Annotated in this window: 9 protein-coding genes; 8 read left to right on the forward strand and 1 reads right to left on the reverse strand. The window is 65.2% G+C overall.

The features are described 5' to 3' along the window. The first annotated feature begins 144 nt into the window (after positions 1-144). Positions 145-1,410: an alpha/beta hydrolase family protein gene (locus ACWIGI_RS35235; protein WP_454207788.1), complete on the forward strand. Its 1,266-nt coding sequence runs from the start codon at positions 145-147 to the stop codon at positions 1,408-1,410. Between the two features lie 71 nt (positions 1,411-1,481). On the opposite strand, the gene ACWIGI_RS35240 is transcribed toward ACWIGI_RS35235, so the two are convergent. Then, on the reverse strand, positions 1,482-2,642 hold the full coding sequence (locus ACWIGI_RS35240) for an amidohydrolase family protein (RefSeq protein WP_454207789.1): 1,161 nt from the start codon (positions 2,640-2,642) through the stop codon (positions 1,482-1,484). 538 nt (positions 2,643-3,180) lie between these two features. Between ACWIGI_RS35240 and ACWIGI_RS35245 the strand changes: the two genes are divergently transcribed. From ACWIGI_RS35245 to dmpG, 7 genes are all read left to right on the forward strand, one after another. Continuing rightward, entirely contained in the window at positions 3,181-3,936 is a 756-nt protein-coding gene (locus ACWIGI_RS35245; RefSeq protein ID WP_454207791.1) for an LmeA family phospholipid-binding protein, read from the forward strand. Between the two features lie 585 nt (positions 3,937-4,521). Continuing rightward, positions 4,522-5,331, forward strand: a complete 810-nt coding sequence (locus ACWIGI_RS35250; RefSeq protein WP_454207808.1) for an alpha/beta fold hydrolase — start codon at positions 4,522-4,524, stop codon at positions 5,329-5,331. Further along, the gene (locus tag ACWIGI_RS35255; protein ID WP_454207793.1) at positions 5,328-6,359 is read left to right on the forward strand and encodes a VOC family protein; all 1,032 of its coding nucleotides are present in this window, start codon (positions 5,328-5,330) and stop codon (positions 6,357-6,359) included. Before ACWIGI_RS35250 ends, ACWIGI_RS35255 begins: the two co-directional genes overlap by 4 nt. Continuing rightward, positions 6,356-8,119, forward strand: coding sequence for a bifunctional 3-(3-hydroxy-phenyl)propionate/3-hydroxycinnamic acid hydroxylase MhpA (gene mhpA / locus ACWIGI_RS35260; protein WP_454207794.1), 1,764 nt, complete (start codon positions 6,356-6,358; stop codon positions 8,117-8,119). The genes ACWIGI_RS35255 and mhpA overlap by 4 nt, the downstream gene beginning before the upstream one ends. After that, positions 8,116-8,931, forward strand: a complete 816-nt coding sequence (locus ACWIGI_RS35265; protein ID WP_454207796.1) for a 2-keto-4-pentenoate hydratase — start codon at positions 8,116-8,118, stop codon at positions 8,929-8,931. Before mhpA ends, ACWIGI_RS35265 begins: the two co-directional genes overlap by 4 nt. Beyond that, on the forward strand, positions 8,928-9,887 hold the full coding sequence (locus tag ACWIGI_RS35270; protein WP_454207798.1) for an acetaldehyde dehydrogenase (acetylating): 960 nt from the start codon (positions 8,928-8,930) through the stop codon (positions 9,885-9,887). Before ACWIGI_RS35265 ends, ACWIGI_RS35270 begins: the two co-directional genes overlap by 4 nt. Further along, positions 9,884-10,897: a 4-hydroxy-2-oxovalerate aldolase gene (gene dmpG / locus ACWIGI_RS35275; RefSeq protein ID WP_454207800.1), complete on the forward strand. Its 1,014-nt coding sequence runs from the start codon at positions 9,884-9,886 to the stop codon at positions 10,895-10,897. The genes ACWIGI_RS35270 and dmpG overlap by 4 nt, the downstream gene beginning before the upstream one ends. The last annotated feature ends 33 nt before the right edge of the window (positions 10,898-10,930 follow it).

Genomic DNA, 10,930 nt, shown 5'->3' on the forward strand with positions numbered 1-10,930 from the left:
TTCCGCTCGGGTTCGAGCATGTCCCAGCGCGGGGGCTCGAGGGTCCCTAACCGCAACGAGCTCCGAGGTTGTTGCGTCACCGACGTCCGACTGCCCGGTAGGCGCGGGTGGAGTGAACAGCAACGTCTCTCGTCAGGAGTAACCATGGTGCGCTCGACATTGCCGTCGCGCCTGCGACGATGTTTCGCAGTAGCCATCTCGTTGACCACGACAATCGCACTGGCATCGATCGTCGATGCCGGACCGGCAGGGGCTCTGCCCATTCCACCGCCGCCGTCGCCGGTAACAACCGCAGCGCCCATGGGGAAGTACCCCGTCGGTGTGAACGTGTCGTCCTACACCTACGGTGGCCGGAGTCTCCGACTGGTCACCTGGTACCCCGCCCAGGCGACCACGGTCCCACCCTTCGTCACACCGAACGGAATCACCGGCGCAGCGGTGGAAAATGCTCCACTAGACCACTCGGGCGGACCGTACCCGGTGATCATGTTCTCGCCCGGCCTCGGTGCGCCGGGAGATGGCTACTACTTCTACACCCAGAACCTTGCCAGCCAGGGATATGTCGTTGTGGGTATCGACCACGACGACGCGACCGACGCGATGCCCGGGCTACAGGGGTCGGAGTTGGTCAAGGGCCTGCAGGCCATGGCTATACAGAATCCGAGCGACTCGGTCTTTTCCATCTACGGCGAATGGTTCAGAAGGACACAGTTCGCGATGACATACCGCCCGCAGGAGATCGCCATAGCGATCGATACAACATTGCGGCGCAACCAGGATCGAGAAGACATCCTGGGCGGCTCGATGAATCCCGAGGCGATCGGCATGACCGGACACTCACTGGGGGCGGCGTACACGCTTCTCAAAGGCGGGATGAGCGTCCCGTGTGACCACCCGGTCCCAGCCATCGAGTCCGGCACCGCGGTCACCGATATCGATCCATGCGCACTGCCTGCCCGACAGGATTGGCCTTCCGAGGACGCGCTCCGCGACCCTCGGATCAAGGCGATCGTGCCGCTGGCTTCGCCGGTCTTCGTCGCCGACGACTACATCTCTCGAGCCGCGGCCGACATTACGATCCCGATGATGTTCATCACCGGCGCGGACCCCTACCTCGAAGCATCCCGGGCGCCTCAATGGCAGGTGTACGACGCGGCCCGAGGACCGAAGTACTTCGTCGAGATCACCAACACCGATCACTTCCTGGTCACCGACGCGGCCGCCTTGAATCCGTACTTCAGCGTAATTCAACTCCCATGGGACAAAGCCGATTTCACCGCGAAGGCGCAAGCGTACATGCGGTACTCGGCAGCTTTTTTCGACCGGTACCTCAAAGGTGACACGGATGCCGACGAGCAACTCGACGCACCGGCGTCGGGCGTGATCGCCGCGGTTCACACCCAGAACTGAACCGGCCGTGCACGACTGGGTCTATCACCGCCGCTTCATCGGGGCGGCGATAGACCCAGAACCCGGCTCGACTAGGACCTGATCGCGTCGGCCAGGCGAGGCAACTGCCGCAGAGGGTTGTGGTGCTCGACTTCCATGCGCTGGTCGGCATCGAAGAAGTCGCTGAGCCCGGGGGCGGGGTCGCGGTCACCACTTTGCGGCAGAGTGGTCGCGCTGAAGGGCCAGTCCGAGCCGAAAACGATGTTGTCGCGGCTGGTTACCGCCGACACCGCGGCCATCGCTGCAGCGGAACCGCTCAATGCCGTGTCGTAGAAGAAACTGCCGATCTGCTCTTTGGTCTCCAGAAGCGAGGGCTTGGGCACTCCTTGCGGCCAGCTCTCGCCGATCTGGGTCTCCGAGGCCACCCCGATCCGCCACGACAGGAACGGCAAGGTTCCGCCGGCGTGCGAGAGCTGGAACCGGATGTTCGGGTAGCGCTTGCGAACTCCGGTGAGCATCATCATCGTGGCCGCGCGGGTGGTGTCGAAGGTGAACTCTTCGAGGAAGTCCGGCAGAGGCAAAGACGGCTTGGCGTCGTCCGGGATCGCCGCCGGGTGCACGAAAACATAGGCGCTGCGCTGATTGAGCGCGATCATCAACGGCTCGTACTGCGGGTCGCCGAGGTAGACCCCGTTGTACGCCGACAGCAAGATCACGCCGTCCAGGCGAAGGGTGTCCAGTGCGTAGATCGCCTCGTCTATCGACGCCGCGATATCGGGCATCGGCAGGACCGCGAAAGAACCGAACCTGGTCGGATAGGTCTTGATCAGACCCGCCGCATAGTCGTTGCAGTAGCGCGCCATGTCGTGGGCTTCCTTACCCGCAAGGAAGCCCACACCGGGATCGGACACCGACAACGCCTGGGCTTGAATGCCGTAGTAGTCCATGAAGGCGATCGCCGACTCCGGCGACCACTCGGGCGTCGGATAGCCGCCGATGGTGAAATGGCCGTGCTGAAGCAACGCCGATCGGTAGTCCGGTGGCAGAACATGGGCATGCAGATCGATCCGATAGGTGCCCGTGGGTGCAGGTTGTTGCGCACGAGCGGTACCCGCGGCACCCAGAAGCGCGTTCTGCGAACCCGTCGGCAGCGCGGTGGCCGCGGCTACGCCCAGCGCGCCGGCGGCGGCCGCTCCGCCGAGCATGCGTCGTCGACTGAACCGAGAACCGGGTGATGCGTCGGAATCTTTCACAAGCGTCTTCCTCGTTTCGATGTGACAGGGCCGGCCGGGAGTAGTGCCCCGGCCGATGTCGGCTCGGAGCCGACAAGTTCGGGTGTGTGTGAGGCCTTCCGTATTTGATGAAAGTATCAAATGCGATGAAACGAGTTGTCAATCGACGTGACCGGGCGACTCAACACACCGTCGGCGTGACCCGCACAACAGACAGCCCGCCTCGCCGGAGGGCGTGGCACAAGACGTTTCGGGATGAAGCACCTGCACGCACCCACGTCATCGCACGGATCACAGGCCCGGGAAGCCTCGCCCGACGGCCCATTGAACAGCGGCTTCGACACTCGTGTAATCAATCCCACCGGTCTTGTGGCATATCATCATTTATGATGATTTCATCATTCAATGTGCACTTCGGAACCGAGCCGCCCTCCGAACCCGTCGCGGGCCCGCATCCGCCGCTCGTCGGGCGCCTGCGCGGACCCGTTGGCGCTGGGATCGCCGCAGTGCGGACGCCCCCGCGGCGCACCCTTCAATTCCACGAGACCGGAGGATTTCCATGGGGCACACCACGTCCGACCGAGACGGCTCACGTTCCGACATCGCCAGCGACCAGACCGGCAATGTACGCCCGCGAAACAGGCGACATCGACAAACAACAATCCTGGCAGGGGTTGTCGTGGTGATCTGCCTGCTGGCCGTCGGCACGATCTCGGTCGAATTTCTCTACCGGCACCGCATCGAGAACTGCGTCGCCAACCAGATCCGTGATGATCTGGGTTCGGATGTGTCAGTCGATCTGGGCACTGACCCGGTACTGCTGGGCGCGTCGAGTCGGCACATATCGACGATCGCCCTCGACAGCGACAATGCGCGTTTCGGTCCGGCTGTGGATATGACCGTTCATGCTCAACTCGATGACGTTGCTTTCGATCGCGACGGGCAGGCCACGATCGGGCACAGCGCCGCAGAGGTGAGCTGGAGCAACGACGCCATCGCCCAGACCTTGACACGGCTGGCATCGGATGTCGCGTCGAACCCTGAATCCGGCACGCTGGACGTCGCGATGCTGGGCGGGCTTGCGAGCGTCCAGGTTCGCCCCTATGTCGAAGACAACCAAATCAAGGTCGATACCGTTTCCTCTCGTGGAGTGCCCCCGGCCGTCGCCGCTGCCGTAGTGGACCTCATGACACAGAGCCTGGGCGACTACCCACTGGGCATGAACCCCCAACAGGTCACGGTGACGGACAAGGGCGTACGCGCCACCCTCGTCGGCGAACAAACAACTCTGCAATCCACAGGCACCGGATGCTGACAGGTCGGTAGAGCCCATCGCCGATCAACCGACCATGCGCGAGCCGGTGCGGCCCCAGATCTGGGGCGTGAACTCGCCTACGCCCGAACCCATTCGGGTATTGCCGGACTCCGGCTGGTATCCGGTACCGAGGAGTTCGACCCGAACCGGTGACGCGCGGGAGCAGGGGCACACGCCGAAATGCTGACCGTGCCCTGTTCGGGCCGGGACAGCTGCTCCGCACCACCATCGCGGGGCGTCAATTCCGCACTGATCATGAGTCTGTGTGTTGACACCTTTCGTGTTGAAAGGCAATCGATTTCGTCCACCGGAAGCGGTAGTTGCCCCGAGTCTCGCCGCCGCTCCACGCACTCTTCACGCTCTGTCGAGCCGAGGCCACTCGCTTACCGAAGTATCCGAGCACCCCGGGCAGCAATGAGGCCGACTTCAGGCGTGCCGACCTTCATTGCGTGTTACCCGACCCACTTGACAGATGAACCCATCGTAATTGATGATTTTATCAACAGACGAGTCATGGAGGTGACTGTGACAAGCATCGACAAAGCGGTCGGCGCCGGGCGCAAGATTGTGGTTGGCGGGCGCGAGATGTTCTACACCGAGGTGGGAGACGGTCCGGTCGTGGTGTTGCTGCACGGCGGAGGGCCCGGTGCGACCGGACTGTCCAACTACTCGCGGAACGTCGAGGCCCTGGCGCAGCGCTTTCGCGTGATCGTGCCCGACCTGCCCGGGTATGGTCAGTCCGCCAAATACGTGGATCAGTCCGATCCCTTCGGCTACCTCGGACGCTCGATCGGCGGCCTGCTCGACTCCCTCGGTGTGGACTCCGCACACCTCGTCGGGAACTCCTACGGCGGCGCGGCCGCGCTGCGCTTGGCCATCGACCGTCCGGACAAGGTCGATCGCCTGGTACTGATGGGGCCCGGCGGGGTCGGGACGACCCGCTCGCTGCCCACTGCCGGGCTGCAGCAGCTGTTGAACTACTACCCCGGCGACGGACCGAGTCGTGAGAAGATCTCCCGCTTCATCCGCGACTACCTGGTGTTCGACGGCAGTGCCGTGCCGGCCGAAGTCATCGAAGAGCGTTACCGCGCAAGCATCGATCCCGAAGTGATCGCCAACCCGCCGCTGCGACGCCCGTCCGGTCCGCTGGCTCTGCGCACGCTGTGGCGAATGGACTTCACCCGGGACTCGAAACTCGCCGAGGTCGCCCATCGCACGCTGGTCCTGTGGGGCGCCGAGGACAAGGTGAACCGTCCCGAGGGCGGGCCGATGCTGGCCAAGGCGATGCCACACTGCGACCTGTACCTCGTCGCCGATACCGGGCACTGGGTGCAGTGGGAGCGTGCCGAGCTGTTCAACACGCTGACCATCGCATTCCTCGAGGCCGGATCATGAGCGAGCTCCACCTCCCGGGATCCCCGCAAGACTCGGTATTCGGAGCAGTCCACCTGGGCTACGTCGCCGTGCAGTCGAACCGTCTACCCGACTGGCGCCGGTTCGGAGCGGACGCCATCGGCCTGCACGTGGACGAACTGGACCGCGACACCTTGCGGTTTCGCCTCGACGACCGCACCTGCCGGTTCTTGATCGAACGCGGGCCCGCCGAAGACGTCACCGCGCTGGGCTGGCAGGTCGACGACCACGAGAGCTTCGACCGCATCCTCGCCCGGGTCACCCAGCACGGAGTGCCGATCACCGAGGCCGGCGCCGAGGAAGCCGTTCGGCGCGGGGTGGAACGCCTCTGGCGTTTCGCCGGCCCCAAGGGCATCGTCCAGGAGATCTTCACCGTCGCGGTGACCACCCCCGATCCGCTGCGCATGCTCAGTGCCGGGTGGGTCACCGGCGAGGCGGGCATGGGACATGTGGCCATCATTTCGAGGGAACCCGAGCTGCTGCGCGGCTACTACCAGACCGTGTTCGACTCGCGTCTGACCGACTACATCGACGAGAACATCTCCGGTCTGATGATGAAGATCCGATTCCTTCGGGTCAACGAGCGTCATCACTCCATCGCGATCGCCAATCTGCGGGGAGTGAAGATCGATCCGCTGCGGACCGTGGTGCAGCACATCAACATTCAGTCCGGCTCACTCGATGACATGCTGGCCGCATTCGAGCGCGTCACCCAGCTCGGTTTCCGCATGCAATGGTCGGTCGGGCAGCACACCAATGACCGTGAACTGTCCTTCTACTGCGTGACACCGTCCGGATTCGAACTCGAAGTCGGCTGGAACCCGGTCGTGATCGGCCCCGAACTCGAATCCACGTGGGAGCCGACAACGTACAAGGGCATCAGCATCTGGGGACACACTCCGGTGGGCGAGAGCGTGCTGAACAAGTTCGGCCAGTTCCGTCAGGCGCTGCGGACAGCGACGACCCCCGAGATCACCGTCCCTGCACTTTCTGGAGGACCGCAACAATGACGGACATCGATTACGACGTGGTAATCGTCGGTCTGGGCCCCACGGGGCTGACCTTGGCCAATCTTCTCGGGCGTCGGGGGACCAGTGTCCTGGTGCTCGAACGTGAGCCCGAGTACTACGGCCTGGCGCGAGCGGTCTACACCGACGACGAAGGGATGCGTGTCTTCCAAACCGCCGGCGCGGCAGACGAACTCGCAGCCGACATGAACGCCGACTCCACCGTGCAATGGGTCCGCAAGGACGGCTCGGTGCTGGCTCAGTTCCACCAGAGCGAGCGGCCGCTGGGCTGGCCGGTGATCAACTTCCTGTATCAGCCGTACCTGGAGGGAACCCTCGAACGATCCCTCGAGCAGTACCCGCACGTCACGGTTCGCCGGGGCCGCGAGGTCACCCACTTCGATCAGGACGCCGACTCGGTGACCATCGAGCACGGCGCCTCCGCGGGCACCGGCTACGGCAAGACCGCCGCGATGCCCGACCCGAGCACGTTCGAACGCGTGCGCGCGAGTTTCCTGATCGGCTGTGATGGCGGGCGCAGCGTGGTGCGCACCAACCTCGGCATCGACATGACCGGCACCAGCTTTCCCGAACGATGGCTGGTCGTCGACCTGGAGGCCAAGGACGGGATCGACGCGTTCCGGCATCTGCCCTATTTCGACTTCGTGTGTGACCCCACACTGCCGATCGTGTCCTGCCCGCAGCCCGGTGGTCACCACCGTTTCGAATTCATGCTCACCGACGAGCAGACCAAGGAACAGATGGAAGACCCGGAGACCGTGCGGCGCAACATCGCTCGATTCGTCGACCCCGACGAGGTCCGGGTTCTTCGCAAACTCGTTTACACCTTCAACGCGGTCGTCGCGGACCAGTGGCGGGTGGGCAGGATCCTGGTCGCCGGCGACGCGGCACACATGACGCCCCAGTTCATCGGGCAGGGCATGAACTCCGGAGTGCGTGACGCGGACAACCTGTCGTGGAAGCTCACCGCGATCTTGCGTGACGGAGCCAGCCTGAGAATCCTCGACAGCTACGAAACCGAACGTCGCCCGCACGCGAAGGCGATGATCGACCTGTCTGTGTTCAACAAGAACCTGGTCTCCATCGACAACAAGGTCGTTGCCGCCGCCCGCGACGTGGCCCTGACCACGGCCATGAAGCTGCCCGTGGTCGGAAGCTACATCCGCGGCGCGAAAATGAAACCCGCCCCGAAGTTCAAGCGCGGCGCCTACCTCGGCCTGCCACGGCGCGGCTGGCGCGGAGTCGAAGGAACACTGGCCCCTCAGCCCGACGTACGGACCTACGACGGCCGCCATTGCCGACTCGACGATGTGCTCGGCGACGGGTTCGCGATTCTCGGCTACGGCGTCGACCCGCGCACCGTCCTGGGAGTCCGCGACGCACAGGCCCTGACCGAACTGGGAACTCGCTTCGTGATCGCCTACCCGTGCGGCGGCCGACCACAGGGCAGCCCGGGCGACGGGCGCGGAGACGGCGAGAACAGCGACATCGAGGACCACACCGGGGCGCTGGCGAAGTGGTTCGGCCGAGCCGGAATGAAGGTCGGCGACCTGATGCTGTTGCGCCCCGACCGGTTCGTCTACGGCACCACCGCCGGAGTCGGCGCGAGTGTGCTCGTCGGCGATCTGCTCGTGCGGCTGCATCAACCCGAAATCGGCGAAACAGCGGCCCTCAACGGGAATTCGACACCGCCGATCACAGCGCTGAGCGATATCCACGCAAATTCGGAAGGAGCCCGATGACCGCCCTCGAACACGAGAACCCCGATGTCCGTGCGGCCGCGGAGGTGTTGTCCAGCGCGTGGGACGCCGGTGCCCCTGTCCCGCCGGTGCGTTCGTTCATCGGACCCGACGATGTCGCGCTGGCATACGCCGTGCAGCGAATCGGCGTGGACGCCCGCGTGGCCGCCGGCGCGCGGGTGGTCGGCCGCAAGATCGGCCTGACCTCCCCCGCGGTGCAGCGACAGCTCGGTGTGAACCAGCCGGACTTCGGAGTTCTGTTCCACGACATGGACGTGAACACCACCCCGACACGGCAACGGCCGGCGCTGCTGCAGCCGAAGATCGAAGCCGAGGTGGCGTTCGTGCTCGGTGCCGATCTGACCGGAGATCAGCTCGACGCGGTCAGTGTGCGCGGAGCGGTGGACTACGCGGCGGCAGCGCTGGAAATCGTCGACAGTCGAATCGCGAACTGGGACATCAGTTTCGCGGACACCGTCGCGGACAACGCCTCGAGCGGATGGTTCGTGCTGGGGTCCGAGCGCCTCTCGCTCGAGGACTTCGAGCCCCGTCAGATCACGATGACCATGTCCGTCGACGGGAACGTCGTGTCCACCGGAACCGGATCGGCGTGCCTGGGCGACCCACTCAACGCCCTGGCGTGGCTGGCGAACGTCGCGCGTGACTTCGGAGACCCGCTACGCGCGGGCGACATCGTGCTCTCGGGTGCGCTGGGGCCGATGGCCCCGCTACACCCCGGGGCCCACGTTCGATCGGCCCTGTCGCTAGGTACCGAGTACCTCGCGGGAGTCGACTTCACGTTGGAGGAACTATGACCCGCACCAAAGTCGCGGTCATCGGATCGGGCAATATCGGCACGGATCTGATGATCAAAGTGCTGCGCCTGTCCGAGACCCTGGAAATGGGCGCCATGGTCGGCATCGACCCGGACTCGGACGGGCTCGCCAGAGCCGCCCGCTTGGGGGTGCCCACCACCTCGCGCGGCGTCGCCGGCCTGATCGCACTGCCCAACTTCGACGAGATCGACATCATCTTCGACGCGACCTCCGCCGGCGCGCACCAGCACAACGCGGTCGCGCTGGAACCCTACGGCAAGCGCCTGATCGATCTGACGCCCGCGGCGCTGGGACCGTTCGTCGTCCCGGCGGTCAACATCGACGAGCACCTCGACGCCCCGAACGTGAACATGGTGACCTGCGGCGGCCAGGCCACGATCCCTATCGTCGCCGCCATCTCCCGCGTGGTCGAGGTTCCTTACGCGGAGATCGTCGCCTCGATCGCGTCGAAGTCCGCCGGCCCGGGCACCCGCGCCAACATCGACGAGTTCACCGAAACCACCTCGCACGCAATCGAAGCGGTAGGTGGTGCCACGAGCGGACGCGCCATCATCGTGCTGAACCCGGCCGAGCCGCCGCTGATCATGAGAGACACCGTGCTCGCTCTGATCGACGATCCGGGCTCGCAAGCCGAGACCGCGATCCGCGAATCGATCACCGCGATGGTCGCCGACGTGGCCGCATACGTTCCCGGGTACCGGCTCAAGCAGGAAATCCAGATCACCCCCGTTGCCGAGGACCCGGCCCTGCGCACCCTGGTCGGCGACTCTCCGGTGACCCACCAGGTGTCGGTGTTCCTGGAAGTGGAAGGCGCCGCGCACTATCTGCCGTCGTACGCGGGAAACCTCGACATCATGACCTCGGCCGCACTGCGGGTCGCCGAGCGTCTCGCCGGTGCCACCGTGGTCGGCGCGACCCAGGAGAGTGCACGATGACCGCGATCTTCCTGCAGGACGTGACCCTGCGTGACGGTATGCACGCCGTGCGCCACCGCATCACCCCCGCCACGGTCGCATCCGTGGTCGCGACACTGGATGCGGCGGGCGTGGACGCCATCGAAGTCGCCCACGGTGACGGCCTGCACGGCGGCAGCCTGACCTACGGGCCCGGCAGCCACACCGACTGGGACTGGCTCGAAGCCGCGGCCGGAGCACTGACCCGCGCGCGCCTGACCACACTGCTGCTGCCGGGAATCGGCACCGTGGAAGACCTTCGGCGGGCCTACGACCTCGGCGTGCGTTCGGTCCGCATAGCCACCCACTGCACCGAAGCCGACATCGCCGCCCAGCACATCGGGTACGCCCGCGAGCTCGATATGGACGTGTCGGGGTTCCTGATGATGAGCCACATGAACACCCCGGCGAGTTTGGCCCAGCAAGCCAAACTAATGGAGTCCTATGGCGCTCATTGCGTCTACGTCACCGATTCCGGTGGCCGGCTCACCATGGACGGGGTGCGCGACCGCGTGCGGGCCTACCGGGATGTCCTGTCCGAGAGCACCGAGATCGGCATCCACGCCCACCAGAATCTGTCGCTGGCGGTCGCCAACAGTGTGGTCGCGGTCGAGGAAGGTGTAGTGCGGGTGGACGCCTCCCTGGCGGGTCTGGGCGCGGGCGCGGGCAATACTCCGCTGGAGGCATTCATCGCGGTAGCGGACCTGTCCGGTTGGGAACACCACGCGAACCTCGACGCGCTCACCGACGCCGCCGACGACCTGATCCGCCCGCTGATGGAGCGACCGGTGCAGGTCGACCGCGAAACTCTGACACTCGGCTACGCCGGGGTGTACTCGAGCTTCCTGCGTCACGCGGAAAAAGCCTCCGCGACATACGGAATCGATGTGCGCACCTTGCTCGTGGAGGCCGGCCGCCGGGGATTGGTCGGCGGACAGGAAGACATGATCGTCGACATCGCGTTGGATCTGAGTGCCCGCAGCGCTGTTTGAGAATCGTCGGTGTGGACCGGGCCTTGGGTCCAC

The organism is Nocardia sp. NPDC055321, from assembly GCF_053645575.1.

Excerpts from the sequence above, each read along its gene's own strand:
- ACWIGI_RS35235 (WP_454207788.1), top strand. The coding sequence starts at position 145 with ATGGTGCGCTCGACATTGCCGTCGCGCCTGCGACGATGTTTCGCAGTA.
- ACWIGI_RS35245 (WP_454207791.1), top strand. The coding sequence starts at position 3,181 with ATGGGGCACACCACGTCCGACCGAGACGGCTCACGTTCCGACATCGCC.
- ACWIGI_RS35250 (WP_454207808.1), top strand. The coding sequence starts at position 4,522 with ATGTTCTACACCGAGGTGGGAGACGGTCCGGTCGTGGTGTTGCTGCAC.
- ACWIGI_RS35255 (WP_454207793.1), top strand. The coding sequence starts at position 5,328 with ATGAGCGAGCTCCACCTCCCGGGATCCCCGCAAGACTCGGTATTCGGA.
- mhpA (WP_454207794.1), top strand. The coding sequence starts at position 6,356 with ATGACGGACATCGATTACGACGTGGTAATCGTCGGTCTGGGCCCCACG.
- ACWIGI_RS35265 (WP_454207796.1), top strand. The coding sequence starts at position 8,116 with ATGACCGCCCTCGAACACGAGAACCCCGATGTCCGTGCGGCCGCGGAG.
- ACWIGI_RS35270 (WP_454207798.1), top strand. The coding sequence starts at position 8,928 with ATGACCCGCACCAAAGTCGCGGTCATCGGATCGGGCAATATCGGCACG.
- dmpG (WP_454207800.1), top strand. The coding sequence starts at position 9,884 with ATGACCGCGATCTTCCTGCAGGACGTGACCCTGCGTGACGGTATGCAC.